The sequence below is a fragment of the Streptomyces sp. NPDC051563 genome (assembly GCF_044454225.1).
Lineage (GTDB): Bacteria > Actinomycetota > Actinomycetes > Streptomycetales > Streptomycetaceae > Streptomyces.
Genome location: NZ_JBITDL010000045.1, coordinates 25,152 through 46,910 on the forward strand (window position 1 = coordinate 25,152; position 21,759 = coordinate 46,910).

A 21,759-nucleotide genomic window follows, 5' to 3' on the forward strand; every position below is an offset into this window, starting at 1 on the left:
CCTACGTGGCCTGCGCGTTAAGCGAAGCGGGCAAGGAGGTGGCCGCATCGAACCAGCGCACGAGGAGCGCGGTGGGGCGCGTACGCGTGTACCCATCCGCACGGCCCGACATCCGCGTTCACCCCGTGCGACGCCCGTATCACGCAGGGCGCACTTCCGGGACGAGGTTCTGGCAAAACGGGCGCACACCGCTGGATGCCCACTACATTCGAGTGGTCGACACACGGCTGCGAAACCGGAATCCGGCTGGGGGCACGATGCCGAAGGACGCACCACCGCGCTGGGACCGCCGCATGCAACAGCGCCTGGCCCGCGGCGAGGCCGCCGCGCTCGGAGAGCTGTACGACCGCTTCGCCTCGCTGGTGCACAGCCTCGCCCACCGGGTCCTGAACGACGAGACGGCCGCGGAGCGGGTCACCCGCGAGGTCTTCGGCTACATCTGGGAGAACCCGGACGCCTACGACCCCAAGCAGGGCTCCATGCGCTCCTGGGTCGCCCGCATCACCCAGGGACAGGCCGTGGCCCGCCTGCGCCAGGCCGAACTGGGCCGCGGCTCCCGCGAGGAACTCGAGCAGAAGGTGCGCAGCGCCAACGCGGCCGCCCGCGCCGACTTCATCGTCACCTCCATGCCCGCACCCCTGCGGGCCGCGCTCGAACTCGCCTACTTCAAGCGCCGCGACTACCGCCAGACCGCCGCCGACCTCCAGATCAGCGAGGACGAGGCCCGGCGCCGGCTGCGCCTGGGCCTGCAGCTCCTGTCCACGGCCAACGCCGTCCCGCGCGACGACGCCGTGCCGCCCGGGTACGGCCCCTCCGGATTTGGATCCGCCCGATGACGAGCCCCTTCGGCGAAGACGAGGAAGAGTACGAGCTGCCCGAGCCGTCCCGGAACCCGGCCGGCCCGGCGCGCATACCCGGCCCGCGCGGGGCGGCCGACGACCTCGACACCCTCGACGACATCGTCGACGCGCGGTACACGCAGTACCCGGAGGTCACCGACCACCCCGTCCCGCCCGCGCCGCTGCCCGCCGAGCCCGAGCCCGCCCCCGAGCCGGTCCCGGCCGCGCCGCCGCCCACCCACGCCGTACTGAAGTCCCTGCTCGGCGCATGGGCCCTGGCGGCCTGCTCCGCCGACGAGACCCAGGCCGTCGAGGACCACCTCACCGCATGCGCACCCTGCGCCGAGGAGGCGCTGCGGCTGCGCGACGCCGTGGGACTGCTGCACCCGGAGGAGACCCTCGACCTCAAACCGCTGCTGCGCTCGCGCGTGCTGGAGGACTGCCTCGGCAAGCGCCCCGCCCGCATCCCGGTCCCGGTGTGGGCGAGCCCGTACGACACCGAGACGGCCCGGCTCGACGCGCTGCTGCGGGACTTCGGGGACGCGGAGTGGCACACCCCGGTCCGGCTGAAGTGGTTCGAGGAGGAATGCCGCCAGACGCGCCGGACCACGGTGGCCGGGGTCATCGGGCACCTCCTGGCGGTGGACGGCCTCGTGGCCGCCGCGCTGGGCCTGGACGACCCCCTGGGCCCCGAGGCGTCCACGGACACCCCGACCGCGCGCACGGAACGGTTCTGGGGGGACTCCCCGTACCCGACCACCCGCCGGGTCCGCGAACCGTGGCGGGAGCAGGGCCACACCCTGGTGCGCACGGTGTCCTTCGCCGGGCGCGGCGTGGCCGAACTGGACGTGGAGTACGGCCCCTTCGCCCTGCCCCTCGGGGACGCCTTCCTGGAGCGGGCCTTCGAGTGCTGGGTGCACGCCGTGGACATCGCGGAGGCGGTGGACTACCCGTACGAGCCGCCGTCCGCACCCCACCTGAACCGGATGATCGACCTGGCGGCCCGGCTCCTGCCGGCGGCCCTGGCCGGACGCCGGCGGGCGGGACTGGCTGCGCCGGCCCGCGGGCTGGTCGCGGCGGGGGCGCCGGGCCGGACCCTGCACCTGGAGATCGAGGGTGCGGGAGGCGGCGGCTGGGACATCGCCCTGGACTCCCCCGCGGCGAAGCCCTCACCGGACCACACGGTGGCCCGGATCGCCCTGGACGGCGTGGAATTCTGCCAGCTGGCCGCGGGCCACATCTCCCCGGAGGACGCCGCGGTCGGCCAGAACGGCGACCGCGAGGCCATCCGCGACGTCCTCTTCGCGGCGGCCTCCCTGAGCCGGATGTAGCCGCATCCAGCCACCTGCAGGAGGCTGCAGCCGCATGCGGGCGGCTGCCGGGGCGGTTACGTGAAGACGACCGTCCGGGTGCCGTTCAGCAGCACCCGGTGCTCGCTGTGCCATTTCACGGCCCGCGCCAGCGCCTGGCACTCCACGTCCCGCCCGATCGCCACCAGCTGGTCGGGGGTGACCTCGTGCCCCACCCGCTCGACCTCCTGCTCGATGATCGGGCCCTCGTCCAGGTCGGCGGTCACGTAGTGCGCGGTCGCACCGATCAGCTTCACGCCCCGGGCATGCGCCTGGTGGTACGGCTTCGCGCCCTTGAAGCTCGGCAGGAACGAGTGGTGGATGTTGATGATCCGCCCGCTCAGCTCCTTGCACAGGGTGTCCGACAGCACCTGCATGTACCGGGCGAGGACCACGAGGTCGACCCGCTCGGCCCGCACCAGTTCCAGCAGCTGCGCCTCGGCCGCCGCCTTCGTGTCCTTCGTCACCGGGATGTGCACGAACGGGACCCCGTAGGAGCCGACCAGTTCCTCGAAGTCGGTGTGGTTCGAGACGACCGCCGCGATGTCCACCGGCAGCGCGCCGATCCGGTGGCGGAAGAGGAGGTCGTTGAGGCAGTGCCCGAACTTCGACACCATCAGCACGATCCGCATGCGCTCGTCGGAGCGGTGGATCTGCCAGTCCATCCGGAAGGTGTCGCCGATCGCGGCGAAGCTGGCCCGCAGCTTCTCCACCGTCACCGGAGCCTCGGCCGCGAAGTGGACCCGCATGAAGAAGAGGCCGGTGTCGCGGTCGCCGAACTGCTGGCTGTCCTCGATGTTGCACCCGGTCATGAACAGATAGCTGGACACGGCGTGCACGATGCCCTGCTTGTCCGGGCATGAGAGGGTCAGTACGTACTGCTGCGTGGCCTGGGGCTGCGGGTCGTCGCTCATGACCCCACAGCCTTCCACATCACACCGCGCGCGTGAGGATCCTCAGGACGTCCAGTGAGCGCGGCCGTGCGTCCGGGTCGTCCCCGTCCGCCGTCGCCAGCCGTACGTGGGCCTCGCGCGCGGCCCGTACCGCCTCCGGCCAGGCGTGGTGCTCCAGGTAGCCGGAGACGGGGGCGTCGGGGCCGATCTGGTGCATGATCCGCAGCACGCGCAGCACGGCGAGGTCCACCAGGGCCGCTTCCTGCGCGTCGCGGAAGATCGTGCCGACGTACTTGTCCGCGGACCAGCTGTCGAGCCAGGTGTCCTCGACGAGGCGGTACACGGCGTCGGTGACGTCCCCGTACCCCTCGGCGCCGGCCAGCCAGGTGTCCTCTTGGAACGCGGGGTCGGAGAGCATGTGCAGCGCCGAGCGCACGTTGCTGCGCCAGCGCCACCACGGCATGTCGTTGAGGGGCATGCCGCCCATGGTGGAGGAGCGGCCGCCGCGGCGGGAAGAGTTCTTCGAACCTTGGGCGAATGTCACGCTTTCGATCGTACGTTCCCGTCCGGCGTGATCTTGAGGCGCCCGGACCCGGCGGCCCGGACCCGCCCGGCGCTCACTCACCGTGTGGGGGCCACCCGTAATTCACCTGGGCGTCACCCGATGTTGCGCACACCACACACGTCAGTTCCCCGGGGCGCGGAATGGTGCATGCACATGACCACCCGGCGATGCGCAGCAGCACTCTCCCGCACCTTTCTGGCCCGGACCACGGCCATGGCGATGGGCGCGTGTCTCGTCGCCGGCTGCGGGGCGCTCCCCGGAGGCTCGGGGGGCTCCGGGGGCGCCGACACCCTCACGGTCATGACCTTCGCCCCGGTGGAGTCCGCGGCGACCAACATGCCGGGCATGCCGGGCATGGCCAAGGCCTACGAGCGCTGGGTCAACTCCAAGGGCGGCATCAACGGCCGCAAGCTCCGGGTCCTGACCTGTGACGAGCGCAATACGCCCACCGGCGCCGCGGACTGCGCCCGCAAGGCGGTCACCGAGAAGGCCGTCGCCGTCATCGGCTCCTACAGCCAGCACGGGCGCGCCTTCCTGGCCCCGCTGGAAGCCGAGGGCATCCCGTTCATCGGCGGGTACGGGGTCTCCGCCGAGGAGTTCCAGTCCCCGCTGTCCTACCCCGTCAACGGCGGCCAGCCCGTCCTGGTGGCCGGCGCCGGCCACCAGCTGGGCCGCTCCTGCGCCAAGGTCGCCCTGGTCCGCCCCGACACCCTCGCCGGGGACTCCCTGCCCCTCCAGCTCAACGCCGGCCTCAAGGCCAACCAGATGGGCGAGGCCAGCGACATCCGGGCCGCCGAGGACTCCGCGGACCTGTCCGCCCAGGCCGGCGAGGCGCTGGCGGCCTCCTCCCCCGGAGCCCCCGCGAAGGGCGGCGCCGCTTCGGCGAAGGACGGCTCCGGTTCCGCGAAGGACGGCAAGGAGAAGGGCTGCGTGGCCGCCGTGCTCGGCGCCCGTACCGAGACCTTCTTCGACGCCTTCCGGCGCGCCGACTCCCAGAACCGCAAGCCGCAGGTCTCCTCGGTGCTCGGCTCGGTCAGCCAGGCCCTGGTCGACCGCACCGGCGGCAAGGAGAGCCCCTTCGAGGGCGCGTACGTCACGAGCTGGTACCCGGTCTCCACCGACCCGCTGTGGACGCAGATGCGCAACGTGATCACCGACCACGCCTTCGGGGACAACGCCGTGGACCCCGACGACAGCGGGGCCCAGACCACCTGGATCGCGTACACGGTGTTCAGCGAGATGGTGAAGGGGTTCAAGGAGGGCGAGGACATCACCGGGCGCACCCTCACCCGCAAGCTCAACCAGTCCGCCCCCGTCAAGACCGGCGGTCTGACCCCCGACCTCAGCTGGCGCTACGAGGACATGCGCGCCGTCTCCGGCTTCCCCCGCATGGTCAACGGGCGGGTCCACTTCCAGATCGTCCAGCAGGGCCGCCTGGTGGCGCAGCCGGGCGTCGAGCAGTCGCTGGACATGACCAAGACCCTGGAGCAGGCGCCCCGTTCGAGCTAGTCGGGCCAGGGCGGTCCGGGCCGGGCTGGTCCGGGCCGGTCCGGGCCGGTCCGGGCCAGGGGGCGCCCCGCCAGGGCGGGGCCCCGTCCTACAGCTGGCTCTTGTCGCGCTTGGTGAGGCCGTACTTGCCCGCGATGGCGTTCCACATCCCCGACGCGTTCTCCTTCGCCCGGGTGGCGTCACCGCTCGCCTTGTTCCCGTCCGAGGCGTTGCCGGTCGACTTGGCCTTGCCGTCCTTGCACTTGTCGCCGTCCGACTTGAGGTCGTCCGCCCAGGACGCGTAGCTGTTGTCGGCCTCGGCGGAGGACTTCCACGCCTTGGTGAGGGCCGCGGTGAGCTTCGCGTTGTCCGGGAGCTTGTCCACCTTGAGCTCCTGGAGGCGGGTCACCAGCTCCTCGCGCTGGCGGGCCGCGTCGCGCAGGTCGACGGCCGCCTGGTCCAGGTTGCTGCAGCCCTTGATGTCCTCGACTGCCTTGATCACCGCGGCCCGGCTGTCGTTGCTGTCCGCGAGGAGCTTGTCGAGCTGGACCGCCTGCGGCTGCGCGGGGTCCAGCGGGGCCTCGCCCTTGTCCGCGGCGGAGCTGCCGGGGGCGGGGGTGGGGGCCACGGCGGCCGGGTCGTTGTTCTGCGCCTTGCCGTCGCTGAGCACGGCGCCGACCCCGAGCCCGACGACGGCCAGACCGATGACGACGGCGGCGATGATCGCGGGCGAGACCTTGCGGGACGCGGGCGCCGGATCCTGGCCCTGGCCCTGGTAGTGCGGCGGCTGCTGCTGGTACTGCTGCGGCGGCGGCGCGTACTGCTGCTGCACGTACGGCTGTTGGTGCTGCTGCTGCGGATGCGGGCGCTGCTGCGGCGGCGGCCGGCGGAGCACCGGCTCCTGGACCGGCGGCAGTTGCTGCGTCTGCGGGGCGTCCCCCCGGAACAGCCCGTCGAAGCCGGCCGCGGGATCGGCGGGCGCGGCCGGGACCGGCGGGATGTACTGCGTGGCGGCCTCCTCGTACGAGGGGGCGGCCGGGACCGGCGGGATGTACTGCGTGGCCGCCTCGCCGTGCGCGGGGGCCGCGGGCACCGGCGGTATGTACTGGGTCGCCGCCTCGCCGTGCCCGGGGGCCGCCGGGACCGGCGCGATGTACTGGGTGGCCGCCTCCTCGTGCCCGGGGGCCGCGGGGACCGGCGGTATGTACTGGGTGGCCGCCTCCGGCAGCGGCGGGTAGCCGTAGCCGTGGGGCTCGCCCGGGCCCTCGTAGCCGGGGCCGACGACGTGGCCCTGCGGGTAGCCGTAGGCGGGGCCGCCGGGTGCGGGGTAGCCGTAGGAGGGCTGTCCGTACAGGTACTCCGGCTCGCCGCCGGGCTGCACGGGCGGCTGCGTCGGCGGCTGCGCGGGCACCGGCGCGCCCCACGGCTCGCCTCCCTGCGGGCTGCCGCCCTGTCCGCTCTCCGTCACCGGAACTCCCTCTCCGACCTGTCCGCGTCTACGGAACCGTCGGCTCACGCTACAGTTCCCCGCCGAGTTTGCCAGTGTCGGCCTGGTCGCCGCAGGCCGTAGCGGACACGGTGGCCGGGTGCCCGGGTCAGCCGACCGGCTCCAGGCGGGCCGTGAACTCCCGGGCCGCCGGTTCCTCCCGGTAGGGGTCCAGGCGGGTACGGAAGTCCTCCAGGTACACCGCCCCGCGGTGCGAGCGGATGCCCGACAGGGCCTCCGCCGCCTGCGTCGCCGTCTGGCAGGCGGCCTCCACCTCGCGCTGCTGCACCCGCGCCGCCGCCAGCAGGAGCAGCCCGATCGCCCGGCGCCTCGCCTTGCCCGCCGGGAGGTCCCGCAGCGCCTCCTCGGCGCGCCTCGCCGCCGCTTCGGCCTGCCCCAGGTCCCGGTGGCAGTGCGCCAGTTCGTCCGCGAGGTACGCCCCGTCGAAGTGCCGGATCCACTCCGGGTCGTCCCCCGACTCGGGCTCCGCCCGCTCCAGCGCCGTCAGCGCCCGCGAGGACAGCACCGCCGTCGCGCGCGCGTCACCGAGCAGCGCGTGGCCCCGCGCCTCCGCCGCGTAGAACATGGCCTCCACCCGGGGAGTGACCTGGCCCCGCGTCCCCTCCTGAGCGGCCCTCGCCAGCTGCGCGATCTCCCTCGGATTGCCCAGTTCGGCGGCGAGGTGACTCATCGAAGCCGCCAGTACGTAGCCCCCGTACGCCCGGTCGCCCGCCGCCTGCGCGAGCCGGAGCGCCTGGATGTAGTAGCGCTGGGCCAGGCCCGGCTGGCCGGTGTCCACCGCCATGTAGCCGGCCAGCTCCGTGAGCCGGGCGACCGCCGCGAACAGGGCCCGGCCGACCGGCTCCCGGTACGAGCCGCCGATCAAGCCGGAGACCACCGAGTTGAGGTAGTGCACGACCACCGGGCGCACGTGCCCGCTGCCGAAGCGGTGGTCGAGGTCCTTCAGCGCCTGCGTGGTGGCCCGTACCGCCTCCACGTCCGACATCCCCACCCGGGAGCCGCCGCTGCGCGCGACCTGCGCGTCGGCCCCGGTGATGAGCCAGTCGCGGCTCGGCTCGACCAGCGCCGAGGAGGCCACGCTCGACCCCGACAGGAAGTCGCGCCGGCCCACGTCGCTCCGCCACAACTCGCTGACCTGCTCGATCGCTCCGATGACGGTCGGGGAGAACTGGAGGCCGACGCCGGAGGCGAGGTTCTTGCCGTTGGCCATGCCGATCTCGTCGATGGTGACGGTCCGGCCCAGCTTGCGGCCCAGCGCCTCGGCGATGATCCCGGGGGCCCGGCCGCGCGGCTGCTGGCCGCGCAGCCAGCGGGCCACGGAGGTCTTGTCGTAGCGGAGATCGAGGCCGTGCTCGGCCCCGCACATGTTGACGCGCCGGGCGAGCCCGGCATTGGAGCACCCGGCTTCCTGGATGAGCGCCTGCAGCCGTTCGTTCGGCTGGCGGGCGACGAGAGGCCTGGCTGCCATGAAAACCCCCAGAGACGCGGGTGATCGTTCGAATGATCACTTCCCGCCTGATGTGCGGGGAATCTTCCCCATTGCGTCCTGTCGTTACCCACCTCCGGCGCCCCGGCCTCCTACGCGCCCCCCGCGATGCACCTATGCGCCCCGCATGCAGGATCGATGCTCCCCAGCCCGGCCGGTTTACGCCCGTAACCCCCGGTGACCGCAAGAGTTGTGTTGCACGTGGAAGAGACCATCGGAGTCACGGAGACCGCGCCCATCCCCCTCCAGCGCAGTGAGCCGCTGCTGGACCATGCCGTGCGGTACACGGAAGAACGGCACTGGGACGTCTTCGCCGGCACCTGGCTGGAGTCCGGCGACGGACGGGAGCGGTGCTCGTGCGGGGCCGCGGAGTGCCCGGCGCCCGGCGCGCACGCGGCGGGCAAGGACTGGGCCTCGCAGGCCTCGGGCAGCGCCGTGCAGGTCAGGCGCCTCTGGGGGAGGAACCCGAAGGCCGCCATCCTGCTGCCCACCGGCCGCACCTTCGACGCCCTCGACGTCCCGGACGCGGCCGGCTTCCTCGCCCTGGCCCGGCTCCAGCGCATGCAGCGCACCCTCGGACCGGTGATCGCCAACCCGGCGGGGCGGATGCTGTTCTTCGTCCTGCCCGGCGCCGGGGCGAAGGTGCCCGACCTGCTGCGCAAGATCGGCTGGCAGCCGGCCCAGCTCGACCTGGTCGCGCGCGGCGAGGGCGAGTACGTGGCCGCGCCGCCGACCCGGATCGGCGGGCGCGGCTCGGTGCAGTGGGCGCAGCCCCCGACGGCCGCGAACCGGTGGCTGCCCGACGTGGAGGAACTGATCGACGCACTGGCCTATGCGTGCGGGCGCGAGGCGGCCGCGGAACGGGCCCGGCGCACGGCCTGATCCGGTCGGGCCCGCTCTGACCAGCGGACATTCCCCGCAGGAAACTCATGACATAAGTAACTGCTCCGCCTCTCCCCCTCCTCCTATGGTGAGAAAAGCAGGACACGGGGACCAGAACGAGAGGCAGGCGCATGCCGGACCAGGGCGTTGCGACGGGCGGGACGGACGGAACGGGCGGCGGTGTGCGACCCGCACCGTCCGCCGCACCCGCCGTGCGGGTCGAAGGTTTGTGGAAGCGGTTCGGCGAGCAGGTGGCCGTGTCCGGAATCGATCTCGAGCTGCCCGCCGGGCAGTTCGTCGGCCTGGTCGGGCCGAACGGCGCGGGCAAGACCACCACGCTGTCCATGGTGACCGGGCTGCTGCGCCCGGACATGGGCCGGGTGACCGTCGCCGGGCACGACGTGTGGGCGGACCCGGTCGAGGTGAAGTCCCGGATCGGCGTGCTGCCGGAGGGGCTGCGGCTCTTCGAGCGGCTCTCCGGGCGGGAACTGCTCGGCTACATGGGCCGGTTGCGGGGGCTGCCGGGCCGGGAGACGGACAGCAGGGCCACCCAGCTGCTGGACATCCTGGACCTGGCCGGTTCGCAGAACAAGCTGATCGTCGACTACTCGACGGGCATGCGGAAGAAGATCGGCCTGGCGGCCGCACTGCTCCACAACCCCGAAGTGCTCTTCCTGGACGAGCCGTTCGAGGGGGTGGACCCCGTCTCCGCGCAGACCATCCGCGGAGTGCTGGAACGTTACACCTCCTCCGGGGCCACGGTCGTCTTCTCCTCCCACGTCATGGAGCTCGTCGAGTCGCTGTGCGACTGGGTGGCCGTCATGGCCGCCGGCCGGATCCGGGCCTCGGGCTCGCTGGCCGACGTACGGGGCGACGCGCCCTCGCTGCAGGCCGCGTTCCTGGAGCTGGTCGGGGCACAGGGCCGGGCCACCGGCGAGTCCCTGGACTGGCTCGGCGGCGGGGCGGCGGCCAACGGCGGGAGCAACGGGGCGGGCGTCCGATGAGCACGCCCACGCCCACCCGGGCCCCGTCACCCGCATCCGGGCCGGCCGCCTCCGCATCCGCGGCTGCCGACGTCAACATCACGCCGATCTTCGTCCGGCTCAAGCTGTCCCTCCTGCGCAACGGGCTCAAGGGCTCCTCGAAGCGCAAGGCCGCCTACTTCGGCGCCCTCGCCTTCGCCCTCGTCGTCGCCTTCTTCGCCACGCTCGGCCTCGCCCTGCTGCGCGGCAACGCGCACGCCGGAACGGTCGTCGTCCTGCTCGCGGCGGTCCTCGCCCTCGGCTGGACCTTCGTCCCGCTGTTCTTCCCGACCGGCGACGAAACCCTCGACCCGAGCCGGCTGGTCATGCTGCCGCTGCGCCCGCGGCCGCTCGTACGGGCCCTGCTGGCCTCCTCGCTCGTCGGCATCGGCCCGCTGTTCACGCTGTGCCTGGCCATCGGCTCGGTGATCGCCCTCGCGCGGGGAGCGGCGGGCGCGGCGGCCGCCGTCCTGGCCGTACCGCTGCTGCTGCTCGGCTGCGTCGCCCTGGCCCGGGCGGTGGCGACCGCCAACGTCCGGCTGCTGACCAGCCGCAAGGGGCGCGACCTCGCCCTGCTCAGCGGCCTGCTGATCGCGATCGGCGCACAGGTGGCGAACATCGCCGGCCAGCGGCTGTTCGAGGCCGGCGGACTGGAGCAGCTGGAGCCGGCCGAGGCGGTCGTGCGCTGGCTGCCGCCCGCGACGGCCCTCGGGATGGTGGACTCCGCGAGCGAGGGCTCGTACGGGACCGCCGCCGCCCAGCTCCTGATCACGCTCGCCGCCCTCGGGCTGCTGCTCCGGTTCTGGGAGCGCAGCCTGACCAAGCTGATGGTCACCCCGGACGGTTCGACGGTCGCGGCCGCCAAGGACAAGAAGCCGGCGAACGGCGCGGCCGGCGGCGGCTGGTCGCTCCTGCCGGACGACCGTACGGGCGCGGCGATCCAGCGCGCGCTGCGCTACATCGTGCGCGACCCGAAGACCAAGTCGGCCTGGGTGTCGGCGCTGGCGGTCGGCCTGATCATCCCCGTCGCCAACGCCTTCCAGGGCAGTGGCTCGGTGTACCTGGCCTGCTTCGCCTCGGGCATGCTCGGCGTCCAGATGTACAACCAGTTCGGGCAGGACACCTCGGCGTTCTGGATGGTCGCGCAGACCATCGGCGGCGCCCGTGACGCGTACCTCGAACTGCGAGCCCGCGCCCTGGCCCTCGCCCTGGTCACCGTGCCCTGGACGGCCCTGGTCGCGGTGGTCACGGCCGCCCTCGTCGACAACTGGGCCGGTCTGCCCGGCGCCCTGGGCCTCGCACTGGCCCTGCTCGGCTCGATGCTGTGCACGGGAGCCCTGGCCTCGGCCCGCTTCCCGTACTCGATCCCGACGGACGGCGCCTTCAAGAACGTCGCCCCGGGGCAGGGCGGCCTGGCCTGGGCCGGCATCTTCGGCGGCATGCTCGCCTCGGCGCTGATCTGCTCCCCGGTGATCGTGCTGGCCATCTACTTCAACGTGGCCGACCAGCAGTCCCTGAGCTGGATCCTGCTCCCCCTGGGTGTGGCCTGGGGCACGCTGGCCACCTGGGCGGGCCTGCGCCTCGCGGCCCCGACGGTGGCGCGCAAGCTGCCCGAGATCCTCCTGGCGGTCAGCAAGGGCTGACCGGGCGCGCCATGCGGGCCCTGGTCTCGGCGGAGTACTCCTTGTCGGGGGTCCACCCCGCCCGGCCGACCGGGCCCCGCAGGGCCGCACAGCGGCGACACGTACGGGCGGGGACCTGACCCGACAGCCCTTCCCGCCAACTCCCCAAGCCCCAGCAGGGTTCGCGAGCACCCGCGAGACGGCGCCACGAAGGCCCGTAGAGCCCTGTAGGGCGGCGGGGACGACCCGAGAGACGGCCGGGGCTCAAGAACCGGCGTCACCGGCCCTCAGGGCCCCGCCAGGCTCCGTAAGTCCCCACAGGAGGGACGGAGTCCCCGGCCGGCCCCGCCGGCCCGCCGGAGCCCGGGCAGCTGCCCAACCGGCCCACCCGATCCGCCCAAGCCCCGCAGGGACCCGCAGGGCTACGCCGGGGCCTTGATGCCCTCCAGGAAGGGCTCGACCGCTGCGCGCCAGGCCGTGGGGTGGTCGTAGTGGAGGTAGTGGCCGGCGTCGGGGATCTCCGCGTATTGGCCGGCCGGCAGGACGCGGACCATCTCCTGGGCCTCCGCGCGGCCCAGTTCGCCGTCCAGGCCGCGGACGACCAGCGTCGGGCAGCGCACCTGGGCCAGTTCCTCCCAGTGCGCGTCGTGCACCCACGTCTCGCGCGCGGTCAGCATCTGGCGGCGGGAGAACAGCGGGCGCCAGCCGTCGTCCGCCTCGTGCATCACCTCGGCGAAGAACTCCCCCCGGCCGGGATCCGGGCGCTCCACCCGCGGGTCGTCCTCGCCGAACCAGCGCCGCGCGGCGTCCTGCGTGGGGAACGGCAGCGGCCAGTGGCGGAACCATTCCTCCCACTCCTGCTGCGAGGCCTCTCCCAGCGCCGACGCCCGCATGTCGCAGATGACCAGGGCCGCCACGAGGTCGGGGCGGCGGGCCGCGAGCTGCCAGGCGGTGAGGGCGCCCATGGAATGGCCGATCAGGGTCACCGGCGCGAGGCCGAGCTGCTCGACGGCCGCTTCGGCGTCGGCCACGAAGGCCTCGCGTCCGTAGGCGACGGAGCTGCCGGGGCCGGTGGTCGGGGGGCGCTCGCTCTGGCCGTGGCCGCGCTGGTCGAGGGCCACGACGCGGCGGCTCGCGCCGAGCCAGCGGGCGGTGCCCGCCCAGTGGAAGGCGCGGCCCATCAGGCCGTGCAGTAAGAGCGCCGCGGGCTCACCCGACGGCGAGGGAGAGGGGGGTGGGAACGGAGACGGAGACGGCGAACTGCGCGGCTCGGGCTCGTGCTCCGCCGCCGCGCGGAACTCCCAGGCCGCCAGGCGTACGCCGTCGGCCCCCGTCACATCGAGGCGTCGTACCACGCAGATGCACCCCCTTCGCTCCCGGCCACAGTATCGAACCCGTATTCGAAAACGGGGTTCTCGCCTACAACACCGCTCTTTCGAGTGACCTTGCTCAAGGATTGACCGCCGCTGCCGATGGAGATCCTTTCAACAGGGAGGCGGACCGCTCGGGGAAGACGGTCCGAAGGGATGACCTTGAGAGCTCGGGGCTCCAGGTCAAAAAGGGGAGGACCGGTCCCGGCGCCGCAAGGCGCCGGGACCATCCATACAGATCCGCACCGGTCCGCATAGGCCGACACCAGCCGGATTCGCTCGCACTGACGACCCGATCGAACGCCGGTGCGTCAGCCTGTCGAACCCGGAAACCCCAGCCCCTCCTTCGGTCGGCCGGTCAGCGCTTCGCCACGAACACGTGGGAGGCGATGTCCGAATCCAGCTCCGCGGCCTCGCCCCCACTGCCGACCAGCACACCGCCGGGCGACTCGGTCACGCTGACCACCGAACCGGGCTGTACGCCCGCCCGGCGCAGCGTGTACATCAGCTGCGCGTCCGTCTGGATCGGCTCGCCGATCCGGCGGATCACCACCGTCTTACCCTCCGCGCCCGGGTCCAGCTCGGAGAGGCTGACCATGCCCTCCTCCAGGAACGGATCGGCCTCGGCCTTCTCGCCGAGCTCCTCCAGCCCGGGGATCGGGTTTCCGTACGGCGATTCGGTCGGGTGGCGCAGCAGCTCCAGCACCCGCCGCTCCACCGCCTCGCTCATCACGTGCTCCCAGCGGCAGGCCTCGGCGTGCACCTGCTCCCACTCCAGGCCGATGACGTCGACGAGCAGACACTCCGCGAGCCGGTGCTTGCGCATGACGCGCGTCGCCAGCTTGCGGCCCTCGTCGGTCAGCTCCAGGTGCCGGTCGCTGGCGACGGCCACCAGGCCGTCGCGCTCCATCCGCGCCACCGTCTGGCTCACCGTCGGGCCGCTCTGGTCGAGCCGCTCGGCGATGCGGGCGCGCATGGGGACCACACCTTCCTCTTCCAGTTCGAGGATGGTGCGGAGGTACATCTCCGTGGTATCGATCAGTCCGGACATTCGTGCCCCTCGGATTGCGTGCGCTGGCCCTGCCCCCAATTCTGACCCATCGCGCCGACAACCGTCCCGTGTAGGACGTCAAGGGCCCTTCCGGACTGCCTCGAAACGCCCCCCGCGCCCCTCCGGTCACCTCTCATTACGCCGCCCACCGGGCCTTTCGGCCCCTGGATGGAAGTTCGTATTGACACGCCCTTGGTCCAGACCGCACGGTGAGCGGCGGACACGGACGACAACCTCACCCACTCCCACCCCGGAAGGCCATCGGCGTATGAGCGAGAGCAAGCTGGCCGGTCAGTTCTTCGACGCCGCGATCGGCCTGTTGGAGCGGGTGCGGGACGAGGAGTCCGGCCGCATCAGCGAGGCCGGGACCGTCATCGCGGAAGCCGTGGCCACCGGGAACAAGCTCTTCGCCTTCGGTGCCGGGCACTCCTCGCTGCCCGCCCAGGACGTGGTCTACCGGGCCGGCGGGCTCGCCCTGATGAACTTCCTCGCCGTCCCCGGCACCGTCGGCATCGACGTCATGCCCGCCACCCTGGGCAGCGCCCTGGAGCGCGTCGACGGCCTCGCCGGGGCGGTCCTGGACAGCAGCCCGGCCGGCGACGGCGACGTCCTGGTGATCATCTCCCTCTCCGGGCGCAACGCGCTGCCCGTCGAGATGGCGATGAACGCCCGCGCGATCGGCCTGAAGGTCATCGGCGTCACCTCGGTGGCCTACGCGACCGACACCAAGTCCCGCCACGTCTCCGGCACCTTCCTCAAGGACCACTGCGACATCGTCCTCGACAGCAAGATCGCGGTCGGCGACGCGGAGCTCACCCACGAGGGCATCGAAGCCCCCTTCGCCCCCGCATCCACCGTCGTGACCAGCGCGATCATGCAGGCGGTCATGGCCGCCGCGGCCGGCGAGCTCGTCGCCCGCGGGGTCGAACCGCCGCTGCTGCGCTCGGGCAACGTGGACGGCGGCCACGAATGGAACGGCCGCGTCATGCAGGAGTACGGCGACCGGATCTTCTTCCGCCACTAGGCCGTCTCTTCCGGATCTTGCCGGGCCCGGTCCGTAAGACCGGGCCGGGCCAGACCTGGTCGGACCTGGTCAGACCCGGGCTAGGCCGTGCGCGGCTCCCTCACCACCAGGTCCAGATCCAGGTCCGCCGCGACGCGTGCCGCCACCTCCTCCGCGTACTCCGCGTCCGCGCGCTCGAAGGCGGCCCTGGACGGGCCCCGCAGGAACGTCAGCGTCCCCAGGCTCCGGCCCCGGCTGCGCAGGACCGTGCACAGGGCGTGCGCCGCGCCCTCGGGCCAGCGCCGGCTGCCCGACCAGGCCTCGTCGGCCTGCCCGCGCGGCGCGCTGTCCCGTACGGAACCGGCCCGGTCCAGCGCCTGCAGCGCCGGGTGCCCGGGCTCGTAGCGCACGGGGATCGCCCCGGGCTCGGGCAGCCCCGGCAGGCCGGGCGGGGAGGCCGCCCAGCGCAGCAGCCGCGCGGGCGCGGGGTCCCGCAGCGGCTCCAGTACGTCCACCAGCGCGTGCTCGGCGAAGCCCGCCAGGGCGAACTCCAGCCGGACCGCCGCCGCCTCCGCCGGGTCCTCGCACTCGGCGGCGGCCCGCCCGGCCCGGTACAGCTGGTGGGACCGGAACCGCAGCTGCGCCGTGTCCAACTGCGCCTGCCGGGCCTCGGTGACGTCCTGGAACAGCAGCGCGACCCCGAGCGGTACGGGTTCCTCCGCGAGCGGCGACGCCAGGCGCAGGAACCCGCACCGCCAGCACCGCCGCCGCACGCCCTCGGGGCCCCGTACGGACACCCACAGCTCCGCCGGTGCGGGGGGCGCGCCCTCGGCCAGCACGTGCTGCAGGGCCCCCTCCAGCTCTTCCACCCCCTGCGCCAGCAGCTCCCCCAGCGGCCGCCCGAGGAGCGTGGTGCGGCCGGACCCGAAGGCGCGGGCGGCGTGCACGTTGACCACGGCGGGCCGCAGGTCCACGTCGACGAGCACCACCCCCCAGGAGGCGTCCTCCATGAGCGCCTCGCTCAGCGCGATGGAACGCTCCAGGTCGATCTGCGCGTGCACCTCGCTGAAGGCGCAGTACACCCCGGCCGGCCTCCCGTCGGCGCCCGGCACCCCCGCGGACTGGGTCCGCACGAGCACCCGCCCGCCGTCCTTGGTCAGCAGCGCGAACTCGTGCACCTGCCGGCCCGGCACGTCCTGGGCGGCCATCAGCCTGTCCTGCACGTCCTGCGCGTCGGAGGCCCGCACGGCCCACCCCGCGAACCCCTTGCGCCCCACGGCTTCCTTGGCCGACCACCCCAGGATCCGCTCGGCCTCACGGTTCCAGTGGGTGATCACGCCGTCGGCATCGAACGCGCACAGGGCCGCGTCCATCCCGTCCAGCAGCGCTGCGAGCAGATCGTCGGCGGTCTCACTACGTCCGGATGCAGTCACCTGGGCCCCCTGCAGGTGTTCGCGTGTGCGGCACGTCACGTCATTGAACTCGAACGTGACCCAGCCCACACGGGTTTCTGCGGATTGGGACGATAAATCCGGTCAGGACGAGCCGGAGGCCAGGACACCCACGACGATCACCCCGAGGCCCGCGGCCACGGTGATGGCGACGACGGCCACGGCCAACCGCCACCCGGTGACCCACCGGTAGGCGTTCTCCCACTGCGCCGTCCGCCCGGCGATGCGCGGCTCGGCCTGCGGGTCGGGCGTCCAGTCGGCCCGGCGGTGCTCCGCCAGGAGGGAGCGCAGCGCCTCGGCCTCCTGCTCGACCTGCTCGGCGTCCGTCAGCTCGTTGTCGTCCATGCACGGCAGGCCCACCCGCCGGCCGTCGGTGCGGTAGGCGTACACGACGAGGCCGGGCCCGGCGCCCCCTTGCGTGTGGGGGATGACCACGGAACGGATGTCGTGGATGTCGTCCCAGGCGAGACGGCGCACACCGCGGGCGTTCCGCAGGGAGATGCCCTCGTGGTCCACGGTGGTGAAGCGGCGCGCCCGGGCGTACAGGACCCACGCGACGAAGACCGCCATGAAGGCGATGAACAACACCCTCAGCAAGGCCGGCACGGGCAGCTCCCAGCTCTGCACGAGGAGGAGCGCGAGACCTCCGACCAGGACGACGATCAGCGCCCGGTTCCCCGGCTTCGTCCGGTAGTGGCGTGGCAGTGCGATGTCCGGCATGGCTCCCCCTGGATCTTGTTCCCCAACGGGCCCATCCTCGCCCTGACACCGGGGAGAAATAAACAGTTGTGGGCCCGGACCAGGCTGCCTAGGCTCTGTCTCACACGAGAAGGGAGGTGGTTGCCGCAATGTACGGAAACCGGACGCGTGAGGTGGCTGCGGGCTAAAGCGCCCGTTGTCGCACGCACCCAGTGCGGTGCCCGGCGGAGTCGCCGGCGCCAATCCCAAGCAGTCACCCGACCCGCGAGCTCGCCGGTACGTCCGGCCGGCTTCCCCCACTGCAGGGGGGAAACCCGAGCTCGCGGGTCGCCTGCGTTTCCGGGCCCCTACGGGGTCACGGGCAGAGGCGTTCCACGCGCCAGGTGCCGGCCTCCAGGACGTAGCGGAGGCGGTCGTGGAGGCGGTTCTCGTGGCCCTGCCAGAACTCCACCGTGTCCGGGACCACCCGGATACCGCCCCACTGCGGGGGAACCGGAACCTGTTCGCCCTCCGGGTAGCGGGCCTCCAGCTCGGCGTAGCGGCGGTCCAGTTCCGCACGGGAGGCGATCACCGTGGACTGTTCGCTGGCCCAGGCGCCCAGCTGGGAGCCGTGGGGGCGGGAGCGGAAGTACGCCGCCGTCTCGTCCCGGCCGATGCGGGAGGCCGTGCCGGTGACGATGACCTGGCGGGCGATGGCATGCCAGGGGAAGAGCAGGGAGGCGGCGGGGTTGGCGGCCAGTTCGCGGCCCTTGCGGGACTCGTAGTTCGTGAAGAAGACGAACCCGCGCTCGTCGAACTGCTTCAACAGGACCGTGCGCGTACTGGGCCGCCCGTCGGGGGTCGCCGTCGCGACGACCATCGCGTTGGGTTCGAATACGTTGGCCTCCGCGGCGTCCCGGAACCAGCGCGCGAACTGGCCCATCGGTTCCTCGGCGAGGCTCTCCTCGGCGACGAGCCGGGAGCGGTACTGCTTGCGCATGTCGGCAGGGTCAAGGTGCTGATCGGTCACGCGGCCATCCTGCCGCAGCCGGGCGTCCGCGACTGTGCCGTATGTCACGCTTCCCCGCGCCAAGCGGAACGTACAAAATCTTGGGGCCGGTCCGACGGTCCCGAACGGATGACCATCGGCCGTGCCGGGCATCAACGGGGATGACCGCGCCGGACCGCGAATCACGCCGGGAGCCGCGCGTGTTCGCACTATTTGAGGAGCCGCCTGATGTCCGACTTCGTACCCGGTCTCGAGGGAGTCGTCGCGTTCGAAACGGAGATCGCCGAACCCGACAAGGAGGGCGGTTCGCTGCGCTACCGGGGCGTCGACATCGAAGACCTCGTGGGCCACGTCTCCTTCGGGAACGTCTGGGGCCTGCTGGTCGACGGTGCCTTCAACCCCGGTCTGCCGGCCGCCGAACCCTTCCCCATCCCGGTGCACTCCGGTGACATCCGGGTCGACGTGCAGTCCGCACTCGCCATGCTCGCCCCCGTGTGGGGTCTGAAACCGCTGCTCGACATCGACGAGCGGACCGCGCGCGACAACCTGGCGCGGGCCGCCGTGATGGCGCTGTCGTACGTCGCCCAGTCCGCGCGCGGCCAGGGCCGGCCGATGGTCCCGCAGAGCGAGATCGACAAGGCCGAGTCCGTCGTCGAGCGGTTCATGATCCGCTGGCGGGGCGAGCCCGACCCGCGCCACGTCAAGGCCGTCGACGCCTACTGGACCTCCGCCGCCGAGCACGGCATGAACGCCTCGACCTTCACCGCGCGCGTCATCGCCTCGACGGGCGCCGACGTCGCGGCCGCACTGTCCGGGGCGGTCGGCGCCATGTCCGGGCCGCTGCACGGCGGGGCGCCCTCGCGCGTCCTCGGCATGATCGAGGAGATCGAGCGCACCGGCGACGCCGTGGCGTACGTGAAGAAGGCCCTGGACAAGGGCGAGCGGCTGATGGGCTTCGGGCACCGCGTCTACCGCGCCGAGGACCCGCGCGCCCGCGTGCTGCGGCGCACCGCCAAGGAACTGGACGCCCCGCGCTACGAGGTGGCCGCCGCGCTGGAGAAGGCCGCCCTGGAGGAGCTGCACGCGCGCCGCCCCGACCGGGTGCTCGCGACGAACGTGGAGTTCTGGGCCGCGATCATGCTGGACTTCGCGGAGGTCCCGGCGCACATGTTCACCTCGATGTTCACCTGTGCCCGCACCGCCGGCTGGTCCGCGCACATCCTGGAGCAGAAGCGCACGGGCCGGCTGGTCCGTCCCTCGGCCCGCTACACCGGGCCCGGCGTGCGCAACCCGCGCGAGATCGCGGGCTACGCGGACATGGCCGAGACCGCCTGAGCGAACGACCGCGCCGGCTGCCCCCGCACAGGGCCGCCGCTCGTGCCGGGCGCCGCATCCCCCCGGGGGTGCGGCGCCCGCCGCGTTTCCCGGGCGGGGGGGACCGGGCGGGGGGGGATCAGCCCAGTTCCGAGTCCAGGATGCGGGCCCACTGGGCGACCACCCGCGCCCGGCGGGCCGTGTCGTCGCTGAGGACGTTGGCCAGACCCAGGCCGCGGGCCATGTCGAGCAGGCCCTGCACGGTCTCCCGTACGCCCGGTACGGACTCGTCCGCGCCCAGCAGCTCCACGGCCAGCCGGTGGGTCTCACGGCCCACACGGCCCTCCAGCTCGGCCACGCGCGGGCGCAGCTGCTCCTCGTGGGAGGCCGCGACCCACAACTGGAGGGCGGCACGGAACATCGGGCCGGTGTACAGGTCGATGAGCGCCCCCACCACCTCCGCGCGGGGCGCGGCGGCGCCGCCGCGCGGGAACACGTCCAGCAGGGCGGTGGAGCGTTCCTCGGCCATGTACTCGACGGCCGCCGTGAACAGTTCCTCGCGGGTGCGGAAATGGTGCTGGGCCGCGCCGCGCGAGACTCCGGCGCGCTCCGCGACCACCGCGACGGTGGATCCGGCCCAGCCCTGCTCGGCGAGGCAGGCGACGGCCGCCTCCAGGAGGTGGCGGCGGGTCACGCGGCTGCGGGCCTGCTTGGGGGCGGTCGGGGCGGGCTGGACGGCCTGGCCGGTCTGGCCGGTCTGGCCGGTCTGGCCCGGCGGGCCGGGTTCGGTGGTCACCGGAGCCATGACGGGTCCCGTCGCTCGAAGCGGGCGCTGATGCCCTCGCGGGCCTCGGCGGAGGCGAAATGCCGGGCGGACAGCTCGGCGAGGGCGACCCCGTCCCGCTCCAGGGCCGCCCGCACCGGGGCCGTGACCAGCCGCTTCGTCGCCGCCAGGGCCTCGGGGCCGCCCTTGAGCAGGCCGTCCAGGACCGGAGCCAGGAGCGCGTCGAGATCCTCGGCGTCCTCACCCTGGAGGGTGAGCAGGCCCATGCGGGTGGCCTCGATGGCGTCGAACACCTCGGCGGTGAGGAAGTAGCGGGCCGCGGCGCGGGGATCCAGGCGCGGGAGCAGCGGCGCGGAGATCACGGCCGGGACGACGCCGAGGTGCGTCTCCGTGAAGGCGTACGTCGATGCCCGCGAGGCGGCGGCGATGTCGCAGACCCCGAGCAGGCCGAGGCCCCCGGCCCGGACGTGGCCGGTGACCCGGGCCACGACGGGCTCGGGCAGTTCGGCGATCTCCCGGAGCAGGGCCAGGAAGTCGGCGGGGTCGCAGGGCGACTTGAGGTCGGCGCCGGCGCAGAAGGTGGTGCCGGTGTGGGTGAGGACCACGGCCCGGGTGGCCGGGTCCGCCGAGGCGGTGGCGAGGGCTGCGCGGAGTTCCCCGACCAGGGGGGCGGAGAGGGCGTTGCGGTTGGCCGGGGAGTCGAGGGTGAGGGTGGTGAGGCCGGGCGTTCGCGCGGCGTGGACCAGTGCGGGCATGTCTCCTCCGGAGGGGGTTCGTCGGTCGGTCGGGGCCCCTCCGGGGAGGGTATGCGGGCCGCCTGCGGCGGGCTCGGCTGGGCTGCCCGGCCCCGCTCCTGCGCGGGGTTCCCCGCAGCAACCCCCACCGCTGCGCGGGTGCGGCCGGTTCCGCCCTGCGGGGCGAGGTCCCCTACCCGCCCTTCCACCGTTCCCCGGGCGCTGCCCGGACCCGGAAGGGCCCCGGGCTGCGCCCGGCCCCCCTGGGGCTCCGCCCCAGACCCCGCGCCTCAAACGCCGGCGAGGCTGAACATGCCCAGCCGCCGACACGCACGCGCAGGCCGACACCGGGGAAAATCCAGCCCCTGCGGCAGCTGAGGAGCAATGGCGCCGCACGGACCGGACGTGGCGCGGCCAAAACCAGCCCCTCCGGCGTTTGAGGAGCGGGGGTCCGGGGGCTGGTCCCCGGGAACGACGCCGCACGGACCGGACACTGCGCGGCCAACTCCAGCCCCTCCGGCGTTTGAGGAGCGGGGGTCCGGGGGCTGGCCCCCGGGAACGGCGCCGCACCCGGCAACGGGGTCCGGGCGGAGCCCGGGGAACGGTGGAAGGGTGGGTAGGGGACTCCCCCCCGCAGGGCCAACCCGGCCTCACCCGACCTCGCCCGGCTGGGTCAAGCCCGGTTCGGTCAGGACAGGTCCGGTCCGGTCCG

General features: G+C 73.3%; 19 protein-coding genes. 8 read left to right on the forward strand and 11 right to left on the reverse strand.

Going from position 1 to position 21,759, the window contains the following annotated elements:
• Window positions 1-257: 257 nt before the first annotated feature.
• Window positions 258-836 (forward strand): sigma-70 family RNA polymerase sigma factor, encoded by a 579-nt coding sequence (locus tag ACIA8F_RS36155; RefSeq protein ID WP_399385275.1) that lies wholly within the window; start codon window positions 258-260, stop codon window positions 834-836.
• Complete coding sequence (locus tag ACIA8F_RS36160) at window positions 833-2,170, forward strand: maleylpyruvate isomerase N-terminal domain-containing protein (protein ID WP_399385276.1); 1,338 nt, start codon at window positions 833-835, stop codon at window positions 2,168-2,170. The genes ACIA8F_RS36155 and ACIA8F_RS36160 overlap by 4 nt, the downstream gene beginning before the upstream one ends.
• A 56-nt stretch (window positions 2,171-2,226) precedes the next feature.
• On the opposite strand, the gene purU is transcribed toward ACIA8F_RS36160, so the two are convergent.
• Together purU and ACIA8F_RS36170 are read right to left on the reverse strand one after the other, a co-directional pair.
• On the reverse strand, window positions 2,227-3,102 hold the full coding sequence (gene purU, locus ACIA8F_RS36165) for a formyltetrahydrofolate deformylase (RefSeq protein ID WP_399385277.1): 876 nt from the start codon (window positions 3,100-3,102) through the stop codon (window positions 2,227-2,229).
• Between the two features lie 19 nt (window positions 3,103-3,121).
• A complete protein-coding gene (locus tag ACIA8F_RS36170) occupies window positions 3,122-3,568 on the reverse strand; it encodes a hypothetical protein (protein WP_399385300.1) in 447 nt (148 codons plus the stop codon).
• Window positions 3,569-3,799: 231 nt separating this feature from the next.
• On the opposite strand from ACIA8F_RS36170, the gene ACIA8F_RS36175 reads away from it, so the two are divergent.
• Complete coding sequence (locus ACIA8F_RS36175) at window positions 3,800-5,155, forward strand: ABC transporter substrate-binding protein (protein ID WP_399385278.1); 1,356 nt, start codon at window positions 3,800-3,802, stop codon at window positions 5,153-5,155.
• An 88-nt stretch (window positions 5,156-5,243) separates the two neighbouring features.
• Here ACIA8F_RS36175 and ACIA8F_RS36180 read toward each other — a convergent pair whose 3' ends face one another.
• Window positions 5,244-6,602, reverse strand: coding sequence for a hypothetical protein (locus ACIA8F_RS36180; protein WP_399385279.1), 1,359 nt, complete (start codon window positions 6,600-6,602; stop codon window positions 5,244-5,246).
• Between the two features lie 127 nt (window positions 6,603-6,729).
• Window positions 6,730-8,109: a transcriptional regulator gene (locus ACIA8F_RS36185; protein WP_399385280.1), complete on the reverse strand. Its 1,380-nt coding sequence runs from the start codon at window positions 8,107-8,109 to the stop codon at window positions 6,730-6,732.
• 219 nt (window positions 8,110-8,328) lie between these two features.
• Between ACIA8F_RS36185 and ACIA8F_RS36190 the strand changes: the two genes are divergently transcribed.
• From ACIA8F_RS36190 to ACIA8F_RS36200, 3 genes are all read left to right on the forward strand, one after another.
• The gene (locus ACIA8F_RS36190) at window positions 8,329-9,009 is read left to right on the forward strand and encodes a bifunctional DNA primase/polymerase (RefSeq protein WP_399385281.1); all 681 of its coding nucleotides are present in this window, start codon (window positions 8,329-8,331) and stop codon (window positions 9,007-9,009) included.
• 131 nt (window positions 9,010-9,140) lie between these two features.
• Window positions 9,141-10,013, forward strand: coding sequence for an ABC transporter ATP-binding protein (locus tag ACIA8F_RS36195; RefSeq protein ID WP_399385282.1), 873 nt, complete (start codon window positions 9,141-9,143; stop codon window positions 10,011-10,013).
• Window positions 10,010-11,674 carry a transporter gene (locus ACIA8F_RS36200; protein WP_399385283.1) on the forward strand — a complete coding sequence of 555 codons (1,665 nt, stop codon included), beginning with the start codon at window positions 10,010-10,012 and terminating at the stop codon, window positions 11,672-11,674. Before ACIA8F_RS36195 ends, ACIA8F_RS36200 begins: the two co-directional genes overlap by 4 nt.
• Window positions 11,675-12,075: 401 nt before the next feature.
• Here the strand turns inward: ACIA8F_RS36200 and ACIA8F_RS36205 are convergent, their stop codons facing one another.
• Both ACIA8F_RS36205 and ACIA8F_RS36210 read right to left on the reverse strand, forming a co-directional pair.
• Window positions 12,076-13,008 (reverse strand): alpha/beta fold hydrolase, encoded by a 933-nt coding sequence (locus ACIA8F_RS36205; protein WP_399385284.1) that lies wholly within the window; start codon window positions 13,006-13,008, stop codon window positions 12,076-12,078.
• Between the two features lie 373 nt (window positions 13,009-13,381).
• Window positions 13,382-14,074 (reverse strand): metal-dependent transcriptional regulator, encoded by a 693-nt coding sequence (locus tag ACIA8F_RS36210; RefSeq protein ID WP_274548200.1) that lies wholly within the window; start codon window positions 14,072-14,074, stop codon window positions 13,382-13,384.
• 268 nt (window positions 14,075-14,342) lie between these two features.
• Here ACIA8F_RS36210 and ACIA8F_RS36215 point away from each other — a divergent pair, with 268 nt between their 5' ends.
• Window positions 14,343-15,098, forward strand: a complete 756-nt coding sequence (locus tag ACIA8F_RS36215) for an SIS domain-containing protein (protein WP_399385285.1) — start codon at window positions 14,343-14,345, stop codon at window positions 15,096-15,098.
• An 80-nt stretch (window positions 15,099-15,178) separates the two neighbouring features.
• On the opposite strand, the gene ACIA8F_RS36220 is transcribed toward ACIA8F_RS36215, so the two are convergent.
• The 3 genes from ACIA8F_RS36220 to pdxH all read right to left on the reverse strand — a co-directional run bounded on the left by ACIA8F_RS36220 (window position 15,179) and on the right by pdxH (window position 18,206).
• Window positions 15,179-16,510: a PAS domain-containing protein gene (locus tag ACIA8F_RS36220; RefSeq protein WP_399385286.1), complete on the reverse strand. Its 1,332-nt coding sequence runs from the start codon at window positions 16,508-16,510 to the stop codon at window positions 15,179-15,181.
• A gap of 102 nt (window positions 16,511-16,612) precedes the next feature.
• Window positions 16,613-17,248: a PH domain-containing protein gene (locus ACIA8F_RS36225; RefSeq protein ID WP_399385287.1), complete on the reverse strand. Its 636-nt coding sequence runs from the start codon at window positions 17,246-17,248 to the stop codon at window positions 16,613-16,615.
• Between the two features lie 334 nt (window positions 17,249-17,582).
• Window positions 17,583-18,206 carry a pyridoxamine 5'-phosphate oxidase gene (gene pdxH, locus ACIA8F_RS36230; protein ID WP_399385301.1) on the reverse strand — a complete coding sequence of 208 codons (624 nt, stop codon included), beginning with the start codon at window positions 18,204-18,206 and terminating at the stop codon, window positions 17,583-17,585.
• A gap of 237 nt (window positions 18,207-18,443) precedes the next feature.
• Here pdxH and ACIA8F_RS36235 point away from each other — a divergent pair, with 237 nt between their 5' ends.
• Window positions 18,444-19,550: a citrate synthase 2 gene (locus ACIA8F_RS36235; RefSeq protein WP_383956471.1), complete on the forward strand. Its 1,107-nt coding sequence runs from the start codon at window positions 18,444-18,446 to the stop codon at window positions 19,548-19,550.
• A gap of 118 nt (window positions 19,551-19,668) precedes the next feature.
• Here the strand turns inward: ACIA8F_RS36235 and ACIA8F_RS36240 are convergent, their stop codons facing one another.
• Both ACIA8F_RS36240 and ACIA8F_RS36245 read right to left on the reverse strand, forming a co-directional pair.
• On the reverse strand, window positions 19,669-20,334 hold the full coding sequence (locus tag ACIA8F_RS36240) for a TetR/AcrR family transcriptional regulator (protein WP_399385288.1): 666 nt from the start codon (window positions 20,332-20,334) through the stop codon (window positions 19,669-19,671).
• A complete protein-coding gene (locus ACIA8F_RS36245) occupies window positions 20,322-21,068 on the reverse strand; it encodes an enoyl-CoA hydratase family protein (RefSeq protein WP_399385289.1) in 747 nt (248 codons plus the stop codon). The genes ACIA8F_RS36240 and ACIA8F_RS36245 overlap by 13 nt, the downstream gene beginning before the upstream one ends.
• Between the last annotated feature and the right edge of the window lie 691 nt (window positions 21,069-21,759).

Bases quoted from the DNA above. Each gene is read 5' to 3' on its own strand.
- ACIA8F_RS36170 (WP_399385300.1), bottom strand. From the start codon at position 3,568: ATGGGCGGCATGCCCCTCAACGACATGCCGTGGTGGCGCTGGCGCAGC.
- ACIA8F_RS36215 (WP_399385285.1), top strand. From the start codon at position 14,343: ATGAGCGAGAGCAAGCTGGCCGGTCAGTTCTTCGACGCCGCGATCGGC.
- ACIA8F_RS36225 (WP_399385287.1), bottom strand. From the start codon at position 17,248: ATGCCGGACATCGCACTGCCACGCCACTACCGGACGAAGCCGGGGAAC.
- ACIA8F_RS36160 (WP_399385276.1), top strand. From the start codon at position 833: ATGACGAGCCCCTTCGGCGAAGACGAGGAAGAGTACGAGCTGCCCGAG.
- ACIA8F_RS36155 (WP_399385275.1), top strand. From the start codon at position 258: ATGCCGAAGGACGCACCACCGCGCTGGGACCGCCGCATGCAACAGCGC.
- ACIA8F_RS36200 (WP_399385283.1), top strand. From the start codon at position 10,010: ATGAGCACGCCCACGCCCACCCGGGCCCCGTCACCCGCATCCGGGCCG.
- ACIA8F_RS36235 (WP_383956471.1), top strand. From the start codon at position 18,444: ATGTCCGACTTCGTACCCGGTCTCGAGGGAGTCGTCGCGTTCGAAACG.
- ACIA8F_RS36210 (WP_274548200.1), bottom strand. From the start codon at position 14,074: ATGTCCGGACTGATCGATACCACGGAGATGTACCTCCGCACCATCCTC.
- ACIA8F_RS36245 (WP_399385289.1), bottom strand. From the start codon at position 21,068: ATGCCCGCACTGGTCCACGCCGCGCGAACGCCCGGCCTCACCACCCTC.
- ACIA8F_RS36240 (WP_399385288.1), bottom strand. From the start codon at position 20,334: ATGGCTCCGGTGACCACCGAACCCGGCCCGCCGGGCCAGACCGGCCAG.
- purU (WP_399385277.1), bottom strand. From the start codon at position 3,102: ATGAGCGACGACCCGCAGCCCCAGGCCACGCAGCAGTACGTACTGACC.
- ACIA8F_RS36175 (WP_399385278.1), top strand. From the start codon at position 3,800: ATGACCACCCGGCGATGCGCAGCAGCACTCTCCCGCACCTTTCTGGCC.
- ACIA8F_RS36185 (WP_399385280.1), bottom strand. From the start codon at position 8,109: ATGGCAGCCAGGCCTCTCGTCGCCCGCCAGCCGAACGAACGGCTGCAG.
- ACIA8F_RS36195 (WP_399385282.1), top strand. From the start codon at position 9,141: ATGCCGGACCAGGGCGTTGCGACGGGCGGGACGGACGGAACGGGCGGC.
- pdxH (WP_399385301.1), bottom strand. From the start codon at position 18,206: ATGCGCAAGCAGTACCGCTCCCGGCTCGTCGCCGAGGAGAGCCTCGCC.